The following is a 20492-nucleotide window of genomic DNA, read 5'->3' as shown; positions in this document are numbered from 1 at the left end:
CAACAAATTCCATGAATTGTATAATACCCCAAAAACCGGATTCCAGGCCTTCAATTTTTTTTCTTTAGAGATTTGAGAAGTGTAATTAGGTCGAATAGTTCCTATTTGTTTCCAAAAATTATCCGGCCTTAATGGGAACCCTTGCATTTGTTTCCTCTAGCCATTTCTCTAGTTTTTTCAACAGAAAACCGGCCGTTGCCGGATCCGAATCAATCCTATTCAAGCTTTCCCCAGGATCATTTTTTAAATCAAAAAGTTCTGACTTACTGCCATCAAAATAATGTATCAACTTAAAATCCTTAGACCTGACAATGGCATAAGGAACGACATCCGCACCCCTATAATGTGGAAAATGCCAAAACAAATCTCTTGGGATAGTTTGGTCAGGATTACAAAAAGCAGAAACCAGGCTGACGCCATCCAAGGCCTCTATATTCGATTCTTCTCCCAAATATCCCAGGATGGTGGGAATCCAGTCCATAGTGATGATTGGGTTTTTATTTACCTGGCCAGCTGCTATTTTCCCAGGCCATCTCACAATCGTTGGGACCCTGATTCCCCCTTCGTAAGGATATCCCTTTTGAGAGCGCAAGGGGGAATTGTCCGTGATGGGCTGAGTTGGATTACCGATCAAACCACCATTGTCGGAGGTAAATATGACCAGGGTATTATCCCTCAAACCCAACCTATCCAGTTCCGCCATCACTTTTCCTACATTTTGATCGAGGCTTTCGACTAGGGCGGCATAGACAGGATTGCCCTGTTTGCCTTTTTCTTTCTGTTGGTATTTGGCGATGATTTCGGCTTTGCCCATGATCGGAGTATGGACCGCATAAGGCGCCCAATGAATAAAAAACTTTTTGTCCCTTTGGTTCTGAATAAAAGCTACCACCTCATCCCCTTCCCTGTCTATTAAAAATTCACCGGTTTTTCGGGCAGGAAGGTTATTTAAATGATAATTTTCTATTGGTTTTTCCGGCAGGTATGGATCAAAATAACTTGGTGGCTGACCCAAATCATTTCCGCCGATATTGATATGAAAACCTTGGTCCTCCGGAAAATGACCTTCTTCTCCCAAATGCCATTTACCAATATGAAGATTGGTGTAACCATATCGAAGCAGTCTCTCGGCCAAGGTGATTTCCTCTAGAGGCAAAAAGCCCTGATTCTTGGGTGTCCGCCATTCTTTTCCTTGATTTTCTTCATAGTCACTAGGCAAAGCCATCTCGCTTCCCCCTTGGAACTTTGCCCGAATCCAATCAGTGATGCCCGTCCGAGCCGGATATTTCCCTGTCAGCAATGCCGCTCTCGTCGGCGAACATATGGCGGCAGCAGCATAAGAGTTGGTGAACAAGATGCCTTCGGCTGCCAGCCTGTCAATATTTGGCGTTTCATAAAAATCACTCCCCAGCAAGCCGATATCTGCCCAACCCAAATCATCCACATGGATCAAAATGATATTGAATTCTTCCTTTGCTTTTTGGGCAAAGCAGACGGCCCTCATGGAAAGCACCATCACCAAAAACAAGAGAAATGCCTTTAAGTGCCTATTTTGAAAAAAAGATGAAAGCATTGTTTTATTACAGTCTTCTTGCATTAAAAGTGTCTCCCTGAGTTACATCTCCTGTGTCAAATCCGAGCTTAAACCAACGGGATCTTTGTTCAGAGGTACCATGGGTAAACGAATCGGGAACAACCCGGCCTGTTGCCTGCTTCTGAAGACGGTCATCTCCCACCGAGCTTGCCGCATTCAAAGCTTCTTCTATATCCCCGGGTTCAAGGGAATTGTTAATCTTTTGGGTATGGTGTGCCCAGACACCCGCATAAAAATCAGCCTGCAATTCCAGCATCACCATCAGCCTGTTGAATTCTGCTTCGGGTAATTGTCCACGCTTAGACTGTACCCTTTCTAGTGTTCCATCCAATCTTTGTACGTGATGTCCAACCTCATGCGCGATGACATAAGCTTGGGCAAAATCACCGTGCGCTCCCAACTTCCTCCCCATATCCTGAAAAAAGCTTAAATCGATATATACTTTCTCATCACCGGGACAATAAAAAGGTCCTGTAGCAGCCGAAGCGTTGCCACAGGCAGAACTGACCTGACCGGTAAATAAGACCAAAGCCGGTTCCCTATACCCATCCATCAATTGGTTCCAAACATCCTCTGTGTCTGCCAGGACAACAGCAGTAAATTCCGCCAATTGTTCTTCTTCGGGAGAGGCCTTGTACTCCCCTGCTGCCATTTGGGTAGTCGGACCACCTGTAAATTGGGATAATAAAGCGAGAGGATTGGTGCCTGTGAGCCACATGACAAGGATCAATCCTCCTACTATGACCAAACCTGTTTTGGAAAAAAGCATCTTTAGCAATGGAGCAAGCAACATTGGATTGATCCCCCCTCCACCACTCCCGCCAAAATTAACTCCGCCACCCGATTGACCCCTCCGGTCTTCTACATTGCTACTTTTTCGTCTTCCTTGCCATTTCATGGTCGATTGATTTATATTGTGATGAACAAAGGTTATTGTTTGCCCCTTTTGGGAGCATTAAAAATGATCTTGAATACTTTTGTTAGTAATGGTCGTTTTGCAATTAAATGACCATAATCAGGGATGGCAATTGACATGCCAATAAAACTGATTACCTGGCCCCTTCCACAAAATACATATCTACCACTCCCTTATTTTTTGCCATTATTTTACCACGGTAAGTACATACAAAATGGTCTTTGACCAGCTCATAAGTTGTTCCTGAAATATTGATCCTTCCGGATTCACTGCTGCTTTCCATGCGGGAGGCGAGATTTACAGTATCTCCCCAAATGTCATAGGCGAATTTTTTTAGCCCTACAATCCCGGCTACCACATTTCCGGTATGGACTCCGATACGGACTTCAAAAATCGGTTTGTTCTGTGCTTTCTTTTTCTTCTTGTGCTCCTCTATAAAATCCCTGATTTCCAATGCAGCCTTAATGACATCTACAGCATGGGTTTGGTTGGTGACAGGAAGACCGCCCACAGCCATGTAGGCATCCCCGATGGTCTTGATCTTTTCAATTGGATATTTTTGGATAATCCTGTCAAATTCTTTGAAGCAATAATCAATCTCCGAAACAAGCTCATCCGCACTCATATTTTCCGCGATGATGGAAAATCCCACAAAATCCGTAAATAGCACTGTGACACTTTCAAACTTTTTGGCTTGTGCAGTACCTTTTTCCTTGAGCTCACGGGCAATATCCAGCGGTAAAATATTTAGCAGCAACTCATCTGTTTTTTCCTTTTCGGATTGCAGGTCAATGGTTCTTTCGTTGACTTTAAATTCTAGATTGGCGTTGTATTCCTCCAGCCTTTTTTTATTGATTCTGAGGCTTTCCTCTACTTCTTTTCGTACTTCCACCTCTTGTTTGAGTTCCTCATTGAGATGGATGGTCTGTTCCAACAGCATCGCGTTTTGAAGAGAAATGGCTGTTTGGGTGGCCATCACCTGTAGGATTTCAATTCTTTCCTTGGTAAAAGCCCCTGAAAGCAGCCTGTTTTCCAGATACAGATAGGCAAAACCTTCGCCTGCATGTTTCAAAGGAAGACAGACCACTGATTTAATTTTGTTTCTCAAAATATACTCATCATTGGAATAAGGAAGTATTGCACTTGCATCTTCCAAAACCAAGGTCTCTCCCGTTCTGATGACATAATTGACCACCGAGTGACTGATTTCTTCAAATTGGTCAAATGGATCATCCTGCAATACCCGGATCTCATTGTTTGAAATATCCAAAGATGCCTTGATTACTTTTTTATCCTTTTCCTTGGTGACCAGAAAAGCCTTTTCGGCTCCGGCGTTTTCAGTGACCAACTTCATCAGGCCGGTAAGGATGTTTTCCAGGACCATTTCCCCTGAGATCAGGTTGATGGTTTTCAGTATGGTGTCCAAGTCAAGATTATTGGATTTCAGGCCAATTTCCTCAGGAGAAATAAATCCTGAATACGCCTCTTTCATCTGTTCAAGCTTGGCTTTGGCTCCCCATTTTGAATATGCTTTGTAGGCATTGGAAAAATAAAACTGGGCAACTTCAGATTGATTCTGGGATTGGTAGAAAATCCCAAATCGTTCCCAAGCCAATGCTTCGTCCTGTATGAATTTGTTTTTTCTTGCATACCTGATGGCATTCGAAAAATGTTTTACTACCGGATCCATATCATTTAGCAACCAATGATATTCAGCTTCCATCATTTCTAATCTGTGAATAAAGTTATCCTCATTATGTTCAAGGTATTTTTTGAACTTTTCGATATTCTTCTTGACGGTTTTTAAGAACTTTTTTTGCTCTTCGCCATTTCTTGAATGATAAATCAGGGAAATACAAATGTTTTCATAGAAGTAATAGAGATATTCTCCCATGGTACCAATTACGGAGACCAAATATGGCTTTTGCTTGACTGAATTTTCGTAGGCAAGCTCATTCTTGTTGAAAACAATGGCTACCACTTTCTTCAATTCATACAGATTTCCATAATAACTGGATGAAACCGGTCCATCAGGAAAGTCCAGCTTATCCTCATCCAAAATCTCTCCCTTGATCTTACTGTAATCAGAAACTCCATCAACCAAGGAGATTGCGACCTGTCTGAACATCTTCACTCTTTCAATCTGCAAGGATTGATTTAATGGAGTCATCTGCTTGGTCAACAATTCACCCCTCTTTATTATATTTTTCAAAGGTTCCCCTGAAAAAAACTGATTGAACATGATCATCAGTGCGTTGAGGGAATTGAATTCAAATTCACCTGTTTGCAGTCCTCTTTTGAACGAATCCTCCAAATCTGGAAGCGTTTTGGACATCGGCATCAACCAAAACGAGATGAAAATATGGAAGTTGGCTCGGACTTTGGTTCCATTTTCCTCATCCGTCAATAGTTCCGATAATTTATACCCCAATTGAGCCAAATCAAGACCCTTATCAATCTTGTTCATGAATACAATATTGATGTATCCAAATACCACAATAACAAAAGGGGAGTTTGGAGAAAGTCCATGTTTCAAGGTCAGCCTGAACATCTTAAAAATATACAGGGGCACAGACATTGGCGCAAGAAAATAGGAAGCAAAGGCCAGATAAGACAATATTTCCATGGAAAGGATGACGGACTGATCGGTATTCTTTGGAAGCTTTGCTATATCATCCAATGAAAACTTCCTCAACATGTAACTTGTAAAGAAAAACCCTGCAAGAAAATCAGCTTTTGAAGGTTTTTTCTTGGGGTGATAATCAATCTGTTTGAGGGCATCCAAGCCAATTTCAATCACCAACTGTTGGTCATTTTTAATGTTGGCATTTTTGATCTTTAGAATTGCCAGCTTGAGTTTGTTGATTTTATCAGCAACATGCCCGTCCAAGGCTTTTGTCAATTGCCCAAATCGCTCCTGATTATTGGATTGGTAGGCTGCTTCCGCTCCTTTGAAGAATACATTGAAAGAAAAATCTTGATCAGAACCCCATTCTTTATTTCCAATCAGAGCAATTGCGTTTTCAAAATACTGTAAAGCGAGGGAATATGCAGTTGCATTTTGCGACCGCTGTCCGGCAATGACATTCAGTTCCTGAAGCCTCTTTGACTCTATTGGGTCCGAAATAAGTTCTTTGGCAAAATTGAATTGGTTTACAATATCGAAAATACTTTCCCTTAGGTCTTCTTCATCGGTATTTTCCAAAAGCAGTCTACCGATTTTGAGATGATATTCTCTTTTGCCCAGTTCATCATTCAATGAATAAAATGCCTGTTGCACCCTATCATGCACAAAGTACAGGTAGCCATCACGACTTTCGATGATGAGATCGAGATCCAACGCAGGCTTCAGATCCTGGTAAACTTTATTTTTGCCGCCTTTCGTGATGATGGCTAATTCTCCCAATCCAAATTTATTTCCTATACAGGAAGCGAGTTTGAGGGCGGCGATACTTTCCGCAGGCAGTTTTTTGATGGTTTGCAAAAAGAGGTTGACGATGTCTCCCTCCACATTATAACCCATCAATTTTTCAGCATCCCATTTCCAACTTGACTCTACGCTGTCAAAATAAAGCATTTCGTTTTTGTAGATGGCTTTCAAATACTGATTGACGAACAAGGCATTTCCTCCGGATTTTTTGTCCACGATTTTGACCAATTCGTCCAATGGAGTTTTTGATTTTCCCAAGGTAGTGGTTACCAAACGGTAGATGTCTCCATATTGGAGGTTATCAAGGTGGATTTCTTCCGGTTTGATGCCCAATTCTTCAATCTCCAACTTAAACTGCAGAAACAAATGGCCGGTGGTGATTTCGTTGTCCCTGTAGGCACCGATGATCAATATGTTTTTAAGGTCTTGGCTGGAAAGGATATTCCTGATCAAATTAAACGATGAAAGATCGCTCCATTGAAGGTCATCTATGAAAATAACGAGCGGTTTATTGGAATCCGAAAACACCTGAAAGAAATTATTCAGGGCATAATTAAACCTCAATTGGGCCTCCAAACCGCTCAAAGCAGGCAGTTCCGGTTCGTTTTCCAAAAGTTTTTCCAAACCCGGGATGATGTCATACAACACCCTACCGATCGGGTGAAGAAGCCTGTGAAGCTCATGCTTCCAATGGGCAAGGTCCTTTTCATTTAGAAGCAAAATTTGATCGACCAATCTGCCCAAAGCCTGGGAAAAAGCAAAATAGGGAACATCTGTTCTGAGCTGGTCAAATTTGCCGGAAATAAAAAAACCACCTTCTTTGATTACCGGACGGTAAAGCTGTTCTACAAGAACCGACTTCCCAACCCCTGAATTTCCAAAAACAAGCATGAGGATTTTTTCATCCTCCATCACCCTTTGGAAAGCCTCATTCAGTTGCCTGACCTGATTTTCCCTGCCATAGAGTTCATCTGAGAATCTCAGGGTTCCAGAAGTATCGTTGGTGCCGAGTTCGAAACCAACCGCAACGCCTTTTCTCTGTAGTGCGTTCAGAATCAATTCCAAGTCAAATGCAACCCCGGAAGCAGAATGGTATCTGGACGGAACATCCTTTTCGAGCATTTTCAGAATCAGGTCCGAAATGATTTTGGGGATATCGACAATATCGCTTGGACTTCGGGGAGTCAATGCGATGTGCGCATGAATTTTGGAAGGACCTACTTTGGATTCGAAAGGGAGTGTTTCTGTAAACAACCAATAAAAAACCACTCCCAAAGAATAAATATCCGTGTAATAGCCAATGTCTGTACTTATCCTACCTGTTTGCTCAGGGGCTATAAAATCATAATCCGCTTCGGAAAATATCAATCTACTCTGGACACCGATTTTCCTTTGAATGCTGGTGGCCAAACCAAGGCTGATAAAATGAACCTTGTTGGTACCGGATTCTATGAGGATATGGTCAGGGTTGAGATTGAGGTGAACTAATTCCTGACGGTGAACTTCCGCAAGCCGCTTGGCGATGGCAATGCAGATTTTTAACTTATCGACAATGTTGAGAGGAACAGCATTATGTTCCCGGAGACTTTGCCCTTTGATAAATTGAAGTTTGAGATTGAGTTCGGAATCGCTGTTTTCGCTCCCCAACACTTTTCTGAAACCTTCGACCGATACTCCTGCAAATGAGGCCTCATTCACTGCCTTGAGATGCTCTATCTGTGACAGTTTGGAAAGTGGAGCCCTTTTTATTACAAAATTCTGTTCAAAAAACGATTCTGACCTCAGAATAGAGTGAATTTTATTTGCATACAAAACATGCAATTCCATTTAGATTGATTTTTGAGGGTAATAAAATAAGCGTCAATAATTCAATAACAGGGTAAAGATGACAAGCGGGAATAATAGGTTTCGTCTTAAATATAATACATTTTTTATTATCTGAACTACCTAATAATATTTTGTTATCAAGAAACTTTACCCTATTTTTAATTACTTTCAGGCTATTTCTATAGGTTATTGGATAAAATATTCAAATTTAAAAAACTTAATTTTATGTCAATTCAGGTTTCAGGTAAAAAGATAGGGCATGAATATGTCTCAGCCGATGAGGACACGATTGCCTCTCAAATGGTAAATGAATTTGAGGCCCAGGTCACGCGGATGTACAAAGACAAGAAAATGCTCCGGCAGGTACATACCAAGATGCATGGCTGTGTCAAAGCTTCTTTTGCAGTAGAACCAAACTTACCTGATGAATTTAAAGTAGGAGTTTTTGCCGGAGCACCTAGAAAATACAATGCTTGGGTACGTTTTTCTAACGGAAACACCGAAACACAAAAAGACAAGAAAAAAGACATCAGAGGGATTGCCATCAAACTGCTGGGGGTACCCGGTGAAAAAATATTAAACGACGAACATTTCCTGGAAACCCAGGATTTTTTGTTGATGAGCAGTGAGACATTTTTTGCAAAAACCATCAAAGAACTGAATACTTTATTAACTGCCCTGACATCTGCAAGCAAGATCAAAACCCTGCTTTACTTTCTGAACCCTTTGCATCTCCCTACATTGATGCGGATCAAAAAAAGTATGGTAGCCTGCGATAATCCACTCAATATCCCTTACTGGAGTACACAGCCTTACCAATTTGGTATAATAGAAAAGGCGGTCAAATATCATCTCAGACCCTCTCCTGATAATCAAATCGTTGTCGAAAACACCACAGATTACAATTACCTGCGGTATAATCTGGCCCAAACGCTCTATGACAATGAGGCAAAATTTGACTTTTATGTACAGTTCCAAACTGATGCGGAAGCCATGCCGATCGAAGACCCGACCGTGCCTTGGACTTCGCAGTATATCAAATTGGCAACACTGACCATCTATTCACAGGTTTTTGACTCCAATGCCCAAATTGAGTTTGGAGACAATTTATCTTTCAACCCATGGCATACTTTGCCGGCCCACCGACCGTTGGGAAGCTTCAACCGTGTCAGGAAAAGAGTGTATGAAGTGATGTCAAAATTTCGCCATGACAAAAACAAATTGCCAGTTATCGAACCAAAAGATTCACCTGATTTCTTGAAGGACATTGTTCATCCATATCGTAAAAATAGCATTGACCAACAGGTGCCTTCCAAAAAAATCCTCCAAACGGCTGCGGAAGTGATTGTTAATTGCAGCAAAGAAAAGGCTTACAAATATATTTCAAGTAATAAAGAATTACCTAATTGGCTATTGAAAGCCGGGCCTGTATACGGTATCATCAATGTGACTGGTTTGCAGACAGGATATGAAAAAGTGGGTGACAAAAGGTGGATCGAAAGAGGAGACAGCGGCAGGTTGAAGGAGGAATTGATTTCAGTTCACCGATATTCCCATTATGCCTATCAGATGACCGACTTCAGCGACTTTTTTAAAAATTTAACCGATAAGGCTTTTGGACAGATGTGGTTTGATACTGTCGATGACCAAACAAGAATCCGCTGGGTGTACACGTTCACTTACAAAAATATTTTGGGTAAATTATTCCTGAGCCTTTTCATACCATTTGCTCTCAAAAAATACCTCCAAAACGGCCTCAACAATGCAAAGGCTTATTTGGAGGATTGATGCAAAAATCTTTATGGTTATCCACTTTTCGGCCAGTCATCCAATATTCTTTTGCAGACTGGTTGGAAGACGGAAGTTGGAAGTCAGAAGTCGGATGAACTCCGCCTTTCGGAGGGCAGGGATATACCGGACATTTCACTCACCTCTTGTTTCTTGCCCCTTGTATCATTCATAATTTTGAATTCCCCAAGTCTCAAGTCTCAAATCTCACATCTCCCGTCTTCTCCTAAACCGTTGCCAAATACCGCAAAGTACTGATGGAAGGAAAGAAGAAATATGCGCCGCCTTTGACAGTGATGACTCTTGGCAGGTCATGGATTGTTCTGTTTACCGGAAGGTCCTGAATGGTGAAATTCTGTTCTTCTCCCTCATCCGGCTTTTCCTTTACTCCGATGATCGGATCAGGATCATTGTACAATTCTTTGACTTTGGGAAGTTTTCCCCAAGTATATTGGAGAAACTCAAACTGTCTGCTAATGTCGGCATTGAAGCAGGCAAAAAGCAATCCCACTTCCCCTTCAGGGGTTGTGTTGGTCGGTGACCCTTCAAAAATCTGTCCATACAACCTCGCTCTTCTGATGATTCGGTGCTGCTTGCTGAGTTTGTAGGATTCTTTGATCCCATGGTCATCCACGCTGTCCCGTGGGTTGCTTCGTCGCAAGTGAGATCCAAAAGGACATTTCAAACCGTCCGGATCAAATTTAGAATAACCAAAATCATTGATGTCGCTGATAACCCCGGGATCTTTGTCCGGAAAAAGGGTGATCGGCGCCCCACTCTGCCACCTTCCCATGATTTTTGCCCCCAATTTCAGGCTTTCTTCTTCATTGGGAGATCCATCAGGATTCTTTGTTTTTTCATTTATAAAAGTCCAAAACTTATGGACATCCTGTTCCAATTGCCGCATAACAAGAAAAGACCCATTCCGTCCTAAATCTTTCAGCCCACTTCCTCCTGCATCAGGGGCAAGGAGGTTCATATTCCCCTGATCTTTGACTATCAGCGGTGTGTCAGGATAAACGCCGAATTCATTTTCATACCCAAAAAGAAATTCCCCGGCCTTCACCACATCATCTTGGGGACCTACCCTTCCCGAACCTTCTATGATCGGTTGGGAAATACCATCCCTAAATCCAAAATGCTCTTTGTTGTCAGGCTGTGTCTGTCCGTCAATGGAAAAAAGTTCCTTCAAGCCACTTTCTGCAAATTGGGCTTTCAACTCCTCATAATAATTCAAACAGACGATTTTATCTTTTTCAATATCATCAACACTCTCTTTGTCATTACCAAAAATCATTAGGCAAAGGTGGATGGGATAATTACGATCCTTTGGTTCAATGAAATCATTGGTATCATCAGAATCACCGGAATCATCTGAATCATCTGAATCACCGGAATAATTGCCCCAATTCCAATGCTTTGGTGCACTGCTATCTGCATCCCCAAGCAATCTTGACCTGTGGCGAGAGACCATTCCCTGACGGAACTCCCTTGAAAAGCCATTAAGATTTTCGTCATTTAGTCCAAGAACACCCAAACCTTTATGGGTAAAAGCAATATTCAAATGCGTATCGGAAATCTTGGCTTTATCATGAATATGTACCGCTGTAGTCATGTCTACCCAAGATTTGGAGAGCCATTTTTTGGCAGCGGTGCGATCCGTTATTTGAAGGTAAACAAACCGTGAATACATCATGTGGGCGTAACCGCGGATGATATAACCTTGAATATCTTCGAGTTCTAACTTTGTCATAAGGATATCAAATGAGTTTTAGGAATTTGGCCGCCTGACGTTCGGAAAGTGATTTCATCAGCAGCACCCTGATTTTAGTGTTGTTGTTGACGTTTTTGATGGAAAGTTTCGGATAGGCGGTGTACCATACATTGGTGACCAATTGCGAATTTCGACTCCAAGCCAGGAAATGCTCCTCGTCGTAAGCACCACCTGTGAGTAAAAAATTGGTTTTGGGAAAGACCTTGGTATTGGAAAAAATACCGGTCAGTCCCCAACCGCTGTTGTCGATAAAGTCCCCGAGGTATTGCTGCCAACTGCCATCAAAATTGCTGAAAAACAAAACCCTTGAATTGTCTTCAAACATGACCCATTTGGCAAAGTGTATGGTCGGGATCCCCATCAGTTTTCCTTGTACAAAGACAAACCTGATCAGACCTTTGGACAGGGCAAACATGGCTTTGATGGTAATCAGCCTGACTTTTCCTTCCTTCATGTCTACCAATTGGGTAAACTGATTTTGGTTTTTGAAGTCCTCATACCTTTCAAGTTCGGTTAAGTAATGACTGTCCAATCCACTCCGCTTTTTGGTAAAGTTCACATCCTTTCTTTCGTAGAAAAAATGGACAATCAACAGCCAAATGATGATCAAAGGAAGTAAAGCAATCAGGATCAGACCGAGGAAAATCAGTCCCAACCAATTTATCCTTGGCATATGGACTTTTTGCTTGAGAAATAAAAATTCTTTCCTATTCAGTACATCCTCTTTGATTTTCTTGTGGATGGTATGCGCGGACACATCCTGCCAAGACCTGGAGTCTAGGTATTTCCTGATATGGTTTCTCAGTTCACTTTCATCCTTTATCTGCTGAACTGTCCGTCCTGGAGCTCCTATATATACTGCAACATCCTTCACCATGTGTTTTTTCAAAAAGGAAATCCTGCTTTCAGTATCCCTCTGTTCTTCTACCGGAAAACCCTCACAAAATGTATAGACATTGTCCAAGATGTCAGAAGAATCCTTGCAAAACCCTTTAAAAAAAGCATCCACTTCTCCATCAAAATCAACCACAAAAACAAGCTTGGGAACTCTCGGAGTCGGGTCATTGATATAGGATTTTCCGTTGTCAATCACCGCCCACCTTGCAAAATGGATAATATCCAATTTTTCGAATTCGGGAGGTCTTCCCTCGTCCAAGTCGGCTTTTATTTTGTTTAGATATTTCAATAAGTCATCAACCTTGTTTTGGATGACCGGGACTATGATGGTGACTGAGCTTTGCCTCATAAATTTTGCATTAACTTATAAGTTTATTTTTCAAGAGAAACATTTTGGTGCATTCACTTCCTGAACGGATCAAGCTATCCATGTCCGAAAGTGACAAATTGAAATCAGTAGCAGGAATCCCCAATCCATCTATCCTGATAGAACGGTTCCCTTCGGCTGTTTCAAATCCTATATCTATGTTTTGGACATTGAGAAGTGTTTCGAATAACTGCTTTAGAAAACTCAAAGGTTGGGAAAAATGCAGGTCCACCTCCTTATCGCTGTCTTTGTCATGCAGGTACAGCCCAATTGCCTCCTCGCAAATAAAATCCGGGGCCGGGGCAAAGCGCTCATTGTCAAAGAATCCCAAGGGATAGTTGAAGGCAATGCCACCGTCCACGAAGATATGGTTGTTGGGATTGGAATTTCTGAATTGCCATGACTTGAAAAAAAGAGGAATGGACATAGAAGCACGGATGGCTTCCGCGACGACGACTTCAGGGGTTTTGAATGCAGAAAATTCCTGAATTGTATGGAGATTCAGGTCGCAGGCAAAGACATATAGTTTTTTGCATCCGGCTTCTTTCATTTGTCTGAAAGTCACATTGGGAGGAAGATTTTTTGGGGATTCGATCAGATACCTATGGATGAAATCAAGAATATAACTCCCTGAGTAAAGCCCGTACTTCCTGAATATACCAAGCGGATTCCAACCTATCTTGAATTTCTTTAAGTCAAAATGATGCTTGAGGAGATTTTCGATCTGATCGACTGAATAGCCTGCACAGATCATTCCTGCCAAAAGCGAACCTACCGAAGTACCGGCCACCCTTTGGATTCCAGAAAGAAGACCTACATGATCCAATTCCCTCAAAGCACCGACATAGGCAATTCCCTTAACTCCCCCACCTTTTAATGCCAGATTTTCGATTGCCATGCGGATTATAAACAGGATTTATGTAACTAATAGAGGTAAATAGGTACTTTGAATATAAAATAAATTATTGGATTATCTAGAATTGAGGGGATTATAGGGATAATTGGACGGGGATTTTGAAAAATCTAATGAAAAATGAGTGGAAATCTAAAAGGAAAAAATCAAAATGGAAATCTTGTTCTCGGTTGGTCTAGGTCAATATCCAGGTAAATCTTAGAAGCAACTTGATGACCGTTTAACTCACCAGGTTCCCAAGATTTCATATCCTTTATAATTGTGGAAATCTGGTTTTTTAAATCACCCAAATACTTTTCGTTGGAAGGCTTTAAGTTATGAATGTCAAATTGCCACTTTTCAATCTCCCCGTTTTTGTTAATCACCATTTCCAATGAGACATGTTGTCTTTCATGTTCCATGTTTACAGAATCCCATTTTGCCGGAAATTTGATTTTGTGCTTTATGAAACTGTCCGCATATCCATAGTTTTCTGAATATTTCGGTTCCTTATCAAGATACCAAGACCTATAAATCTTAGTTTCGAATAATGCTAAAAATATGCTATCAGCTTTAACTCTTTGAAATTCAATGTAATCTTTGCCAAACTTGGCTGAAACTACACTATCCATAAAATAAGCATAGCATATTTGTCCTATCCAAAGTGGATCATAAAACAATTCAGTTTTGATACCATCCATTTCTAATAAATCATCAAATTCCTCTCTATATCTAATGATTTCCATTGATTCAAAAATAGGATGCACGATCTTACCTTTTGAAAAATCAGACCGGGCTGAGTCTAAATAAAGAAGACAATCTGGTTCATTAAAATCAATAAAATCTCTCCAAGTCATTTCTCTTTCCTCTATAACAATTTTTTCTCCCAGGAATTTTGGTTCTTGTTTTAAGATCAAGTCAACAATCATTTTTACCCTTGCAAATTTTTCTCTAAGGTTAGTTTTGAAACCCATAGAAGCATTAAGATCAACAGCATTAAACCCTATCGCATCTATTTCAAAAGCACTTGCGATAAAAATTGCTCTTTCATTATGAAATTCCTGAGAAATCACTGTAAAACTATCTTGACCAAAAATCTCCCTCATCCTGATTACCGAATCATAGGTCCTTAACCCAGCATAATCTAAATAGATATCATTTTCATAGACACCAAGCTTGATCAGCTCCTCTTTCATGTCTTGAGGTTCGTTGTAATCTTTCCGACTATTGTCTCCACTAACAACAATTCTATGGATCTTACCAGAATGATATAATTCAGCAGCGGCTTTAATTCTATTAATAAAATATGGATTTATATTTCCTGAGGAAAGAAATTTGGATGTACCCAAAAGTAAACCTGCATGGTTTTTAGGAATCAGATCGACTGAATTGAATATTTTTGGTTTTGTGGATGAATCTATATAGGAATCCAAACCGAAAACCACAGCCAGAGAAACCAAAATTCCTATTGAAATAACATAAAAACTCTTGGAATTATTTTTCATGATCAGGATCCGCGAATTTGAAAATAACATAATAAAAATCCCCTTTCAAAACCACTGCTTGAAAAGGGATTGGTATTTAATCGAATACTTAATAAATAATGTCAATAGGCGTAAAAAACAATCCCTTCATCCGCGTACCCATTTTTCAAGGCATTTTGATGTTCTGAAATATCTGCAGTGAGTAATTGATGGGTATTGTTTCCTTTGGTCTTTTTGCTGCTGAAGATAGGCTTGGTTCCTGGCGCTTCTGATTCAAAAGCATAAAAAGCGATTTTTTCAAAAACATTATCCCCACCAATAAATGGGTCTTTTATAAAACCCTGAGAAAGGTTTGGTTCCATGGTAAAAAGATGGTTCGAGCTTTCAGAATTTAAATACCTATATACCGGGCGGGTACCAGGAGCGAGATAGGTGAAAGCTTGAAAGGAAACTCCCTCATAATCATATCCCAGCAGACTTTCTTTCGCAGGTTCGGTAGTGTAAATATGGTTACTCCCCTTTTTGTCATGTAACCTATGGATATTTGCCTTCTTGTTGAAAAGTTTGACACTATTATCCGAAATATATTGGTCAACATAGGCTTTAACTTCGGCTTTTTTGACAGGATCTTGGATAAAATAGTATACCGGAATTAAACCATTTGGAAAAAATCCGAGCAAAACACTGTTATCTTCAGTAATGGTGCTTTGCCATTTTGCATGACTTATTGTTGGAGGTGTACCATCTGCCAAATAATGTTTCCCTTTCACTGCGAAAGTCGTATCTCCACCAATCGTTCTCCAAGTATAGACTTCATTAAAAGTTTCATTTGCTCCCGGATAAGATTTAAGAGGGAGTTTTTGAAAAGCCAATTCGCTTCTATTTGGCTCATTCGTTTCAGCTTGAAAATTAACCTCTAACCTTGCACCAAAACTGGCGTCTCTTATTACATGCGTCCCAAAATTTCTGACTATGCTCTGTGCATTGTTGCTTTTGATAAAATTAGCAAAATCATCTGAGAGGTAGTCCTTCTTGATATTGATTACAGTAGGAGATTCATCATTTGTAAAACCGCCAAGAACTTTTGAAAATTTGTACACTATTGACAACTCCCAAGTGCCATAGATTTTCTTACCATCAAATTCCCCTTGGGCATTTCTTTTATTTCCAAACCGGTTAAGTATAGCTCCTCCAAATACCGGTGTTGAACCATCCAAACTTGAATTTAAGGTTAATTGTAAGCTATAATTGGCCGCATCACTACTTACAAGATCAATTGTTTCTTGCCTATTAATAGAACCTGAAGAAAGGAAAGGTTGGCTAGAATTAACTATTTTTTGAATGTCAATCACTTGACCCTTGTTGGAAATGCCATCTTCGATTGCATAATCTTTGGTGACATCATATCCGTGTCCAAGAATGCCAAACTCGGCATAGGAGCCTGTTTTGAGCGGGAAAATCGATGCTTCATCTGCTTCTTCAACAGGAATAAACTCAACGTTTTCTTGAGGAATATTCTCGAGATTCGGTTCGGAAAGGCAGGATGAAAGCAATCCGGCCACCAACAAGAATGAGGGTAGGGTAAATTTTAACTTCATGGTGAATGGGGATTAAGTTAGAGCTGGGATGAATGCAAAAGTAATTTTTTTGTATTCAGATTAACAACGAAAAAGTATAATTTAGGTTAAGGATTTGAAAATTAATTTTTTGCCTAATTTTGTTTCATAGACTACCCATTACTTATATTTTTATTCTGTTTGGAGATGTTATTTTCACTTTAAAATGCAGTCAAAAAATCGACGCTCTTAACAAAAAGGCTAAAAAAAAGACTTCTCCTACGTCGAAGTGACAAGGAAAAGTCTTTTTCTCAATTATTTATTTTTTGTTTCGATTGGCTAAGGTCTTGCCTCTTGGTCCCTGAGCGAAGTCGAAGGGCTCGCTTCTAGTAAGAGATTCTTCGGTCGTTCCTCCCTCAGAATGACGGGTAAGTCTCGCCTCTTGGTCCCTGAGCGAAGTCGAAGGGTTACTTCACATCTTTCATCAATTCCTCCACGGCTTTTTCCAGCTGTTGGTCTTTGCCTTTGTCGATTTGTCCCGGCATGTTTTTTACTTGGAACTGCGGCTTGGTTTCGTTGTTTTCCATCCAATTGCCTGCTTTGTCTTTGGCAGAAATCGGAACCATTCCCCATCTACCGCCATCAGGCAACATTTCCCAACCTGCAAAAGAACAGGTTCCCGGAGTAGGCATGCCGACGGTTTTCCCTATTTTCAGGTCGGTGTACCCACAGGCAAAACAATGTCCATCGGAATAGTTGCTTTCGTTGAACATCGCTAATGTCGGCTTCGTCCAACGGAATGTCGGTTCATAACCTACTTCTCGGTCTTCAGTGGCATAGGTGATGAATTTTTCTCCGGTAAAGAACATGGCCAAATCCGCCACCAAATCTCCCCCACCATTGAATCTTGTATCCACGATGACTCCTTTTCGGTCATGGTATTTGCCCATCATTTCCTCGTAAGTGGTTCTGTATGGCCCATCAGACATGCCGGGGATATGGACATAGCCCAAAGTCCCGTTGCTCAACCTGTCCACTTCTTCCTGGTTTTTCTTTACCCAACGCTTGTATAGCAATTGGTTCTCCTCACCCAAACTGATTGGCTTCACTGTGACCTGTTGACGGGTATTTGTCTTTGGGTCCATTACTTCGATCAAGGTGAATTTACCGGATTTCCTGTTGAGGTATTGGGCAATGTCCTTGTCCAAAGCAATGGTTTCTCCGTCAATTTTCTCGATGACCATGCCGCTTTGGATGTTCATGCCAGATTTGTCCAATGGACCGCCCTTAATCACTTCAACGATTTTGATTCCGGGGTTTTTGAAAGAATAATCCATAAAAATCCCAAAAGATGCCGTGGCATCAGCCTGAGGTATGCTTCGGCCATACCGAGCTCCGGCATGCGAGACATTCAGTTCGCCGATCAATTCAGAAACCATCTCGGCAAACTCATAGCTGTTTCCGATATAAGGAAGGTATTTTTCATATTGCGCGGTCAGGGCGTCCCAATCCACCCCATGGAAATCCGGGGTGTAGAAAGCTCCTTTCGTACGGATTTTGATATGCTCAAACATCTCTGCACGCTCTGCATCGGTATCCAAGGTCATTTCCTCGGCGATTTTGATCTGCTCTCTTTTGGTGCCTTTGTCGGTGATTTTGGAGATGTTTCCATCCGCGAGGAGGTATAGGTTTTTCATTTCTTTGTCCCATTCCAACCTGCCAAATCCGGCATCGAGTTTCAGTTCCATCTTGGTATCTCTTGTGCGGAGATCGGTACTCCAAAGGTTCATCCCTTTTTCAAAACGGGCGAGGTAAAAAAGTTTCTCGCCATCCTTGTCTATGACCGCATCACCCAAAGCAGACGAATGGATCGTCAATTTGGCTTTCCTTTCCCTCAGATCTTCCCAATCGATTTTGATGTCCTCTACTTTCGGAGTTTCCTTTTTCTCCTCCTTTTTGTCTTCCTCCTTTTTTTCCTTTCCTGCTTTCTCTGTTTCTTTCAGCAAGTCAAATTCATCCTTGGTCAACCTGAACCTGTCATAGGCATCCTTGGTCAAAAACAAAGTGAATACATCATTTTGAGAACCTCCACTCGTTGCAAAACCTTTCAAACCGTCTCTGTTGCTGAACCAAATCAATTGCTTACCGCCATTGACCCACTTGGGTCTGCTGTCACCATAACCGCTTTGAGTCAGGTTTTCCATGGCTTTTTTGCCTGAAGCATCCAATAGCACCACTTCGCCATTGGCCATGGTAGGATTGAATTCTGCCAACAGCCATTTACTGTCCGGACTCCAAGTAAAATATTGGTCACCGTCTCCCATGTGGAACAACTGCTCAGGAGTCATCAAAGTCACGGAAGTTTTGGTGGCCAAATCGAGAACTTTCAAGGTCCTTCTGCCTTCGACATAGGCTAGTTTTTTTCCGTCAGGAGAAAAAATCGGCTGGTAATTGTCTACCTCCGAACTCACCAAAACTTCTTCTTTCAATAATGTACTGGCAAAGAAGAAGATCTCCTCTTTTTCCCTCAGCCTTTTGGTTTGGTATATCTGCCACTTGCCATCCCTTTCGCTTGAATACACGAGTGATTTGCCATCCGGGGCAAACTGTACAAAACGCTCCTGCTGTGGCGTATTGGTGATTCTTTTGGTCAAAGAGCCATCCACAGATGTTACAAAAACCTCTCCCCTAGCAATAAAAGCGATCTCTTTTCCGTCGGGAGAAATTGACATTTCCCGCACGCCACCATTGATACTGATATAGCTGTCAGCATTGGATATCCGCTGTGTGGTGATGGAAACCACTACTTTTTTTGGTTGCTCCCCTTCTTTCAAAGTATAAAGTTCTCCGTCATAAGAAAAACTCATCAGTCCATTCTTGGAAATACTCAAAAACCTGACAGGAAAATCCTTCAGGCTTGTCAATACTGTTTTTTGGGTAGGATTGTCCAAACTCATTTTTTGGACATTGAAGCTTCCCTTCTCTTCGGTAAGGTAGTAGACCGCTTTTTCTCCAGGAGCGAAAACAGGATTTCTATCCTCTCCGCCAAAATCTGAGATCATTTTATGGGTATTGGTTTTAGCATCATACACCCAAATATCTCTGGTGATGGCTGATTGGTGTCTTTTGCGCCATTCATTCTCGCCGCCTTTTTTGTCATGGTAGATCATCTTGCTACCATCGGCGCTGACCTGCACATATTCTGCAGGCAGTGTCCAAACCTGATCTACCCTGCCGCCTCCTATAGCTACCTGATAAAGTTCTGCCTGCGAACCTGTCGGGTATTGTCTGTGTTCGGCAAGGTCCTGACGCACACCTCCAAAGATTACATTCCTGTCATCTGCAGAAAAAGTATAGGGCATTTCATCATTGGAATGGTAAGTCAGACGCTTGGCATCTCCGCCAAGAGCACTCATGACATAGACATCAAAATTACCGTATCGGTCAGAGGCAAAAGCGATCTTGCTGCCGTCCTTGCTCCAAACAGGCATAAAATCATGTGCTTCATGGAAAGTCAATTGGGTGGCTTTTCCGCCTGAAGCGGGAATGCTGTACAAATCACCTTTGTAGGTAAAAACAATCTGTGAACCGTCAGGAGAAATGGAAGGATAACGCAGCCATTTTGGGGATTCTTGGGAAAAAGCAAAAGAAAAAACAAAGAGCATCATCATGCTCAAACTCGATTTGATGATAGACATATGGGAATTGGAATAATTTGGACGAAAATAAATAAAAAGAAACAAACTGTTCTTTCTTCTTATAGGAATGGGGCTATACTAAATTTAGAATGAAATAATCCAAACAAAAATCTTACCCGTAGCGAAGCCTTCGCATTATTTCAGGTATTTTTTCTCGTAGACAAAATTTCAACCTAGAGTCTTTAAAACCTCATTAATCAATTAAATTCCCGAAAATCTCTAGTTGGATTCATTTTAATTTGGCTCCAAGTTCATCGGCTACAAATGAA

10 protein-coding genes are annotated in these 20492 nt (G+C 41.2%); 1 reads left to right on the top strand and 9 read right to left on the bottom strand.

All coding sequences use genetic code 11. The features are described from left to right. Nucleotides 1-118 precede the first annotated feature (118 nt). From MMU05_RS03400 to MMU05_RS03390, 3 genes are all read right to left on the bottom strand, one after another. On the bottom strand, nucleotides 119-1573 hold the full coding sequence (locus tag MMU05_RS03400; protein WP_241140262.1) for a sulfatase: 1455 nt from the start codon (nucleotides 1571-1573) through the stop codon (nucleotides 119-121). 7 nt (nucleotides 1574-1580) lie between these two features. Next, complete coding sequence (ypfJ, locus tag MMU05_RS03395) at nucleotides 1581-2492, bottom strand: KPN_02809 family neutral zinc metallopeptidase (RefSeq protein ID WP_241140261.1); 912 nt, start codon at nucleotides 2490-2492, stop codon at nucleotides 1581-1583. 151 nt (nucleotides 2493-2643) lie between these two features. Further along, entirely contained in the window at nucleotides 2644-7767 is a 5124-nt protein-coding gene (locus MMU05_RS03390; protein WP_241140260.1) for an adenylate/guanylate cyclase domain-containing protein, read from the bottom strand. 225 nt (nucleotides 7768-7992) lie between these two features. Here MMU05_RS03390 and MMU05_RS03385 point away from each other — a divergent pair, with 225 nt between their 5' ends. Beyond that, complete coding sequence (locus MMU05_RS03385; protein ID WP_241140259.1) at nucleotides 7993-9555, top strand: SRPBCC family protein; 1563 nt, start codon at nucleotides 7993-7995, stop codon at nucleotides 9553-9555. A 226-nt stretch (nucleotides 9556-9781) separates the two neighbouring features. On the opposite strand, the gene MMU05_RS03380 is transcribed toward MMU05_RS03385, so the two are convergent. The 6 genes from MMU05_RS03380 to MMU05_RS03355 all read right to left on the bottom strand — a co-directional run bounded on the left by MMU05_RS03380 (nucleotide 9782) and on the right by MMU05_RS03355 (nucleotide 20223). Continuing rightward, on the bottom strand, nucleotides 9782-11308 hold the full coding sequence (locus MMU05_RS03380; protein WP_241140258.1) for a Dyp-type peroxidase: 1527 nt from the start codon (nucleotides 11306-11308) through the stop codon (nucleotides 9782-9784). A gap of 7 nt (nucleotides 11309-11315) precedes the next feature. Further along, nucleotides 11316-12575: a hypothetical protein gene (locus tag MMU05_RS03375; RefSeq protein WP_241140257.1), complete on the bottom strand. Its 1260-nt coding sequence runs from the start codon at nucleotides 12573-12575 to the stop codon at nucleotides 11316-11318. A gap of 10 nt (nucleotides 12576-12585) precedes the next feature. Beyond that, on the bottom strand, nucleotides 12586-13491 hold the full coding sequence (locus MMU05_RS03370) for a patatin-like phospholipase family protein (RefSeq protein ID WP_241140256.1): 906 nt from the start codon (nucleotides 13489-13491) through the stop codon (nucleotides 12586-12588). Between the two features lie 161 nt (nucleotides 13492-13652). Continuing rightward, nucleotides 13653-14990 carry a SanA/YdcF family protein gene (locus MMU05_RS03365; RefSeq protein ID WP_241140255.1) on the bottom strand — a complete coding sequence of 446 codons (1338 nt, stop codon included), beginning with the start codon at nucleotides 14988-14990 and terminating at the stop codon, nucleotides 13653-13655. A gap of 101 nt (nucleotides 14991-15091) precedes the next feature. Then, nucleotides 15092-16567, bottom strand: coding sequence for an MACPF domain-containing protein (locus MMU05_RS03360; protein WP_241140254.1), 1476 nt, complete (start codon nucleotides 16565-16567; stop codon nucleotides 15092-15094). Between the two features lie 425 nt (nucleotides 16568-16992). Beyond that, a complete protein-coding gene (locus MMU05_RS03355) occupies nucleotides 16993-20223 on the bottom strand; it encodes a S41 family peptidase (protein ID WP_241140253.1) in 3231 nt (1076 codons plus the stop codon). Nucleotides 20224-20492: the final 269 nt, after the last annotated feature.

Source organism: Cognataquiflexum rubidum (assembly GCF_022538115.1).
Classification (GTDB): domain Bacteria; phylum Bacteroidota; class Bacteroidia; order Cytophagales; family Cyclobacteriaceae; genus Cognataquiflexum; species Cognataquiflexum rubidum.
The sequence above is the reverse complement of the archived record's forward strand: the minus strand, read 5'-3'. Positions and strand labels throughout refer to the sequence as shown.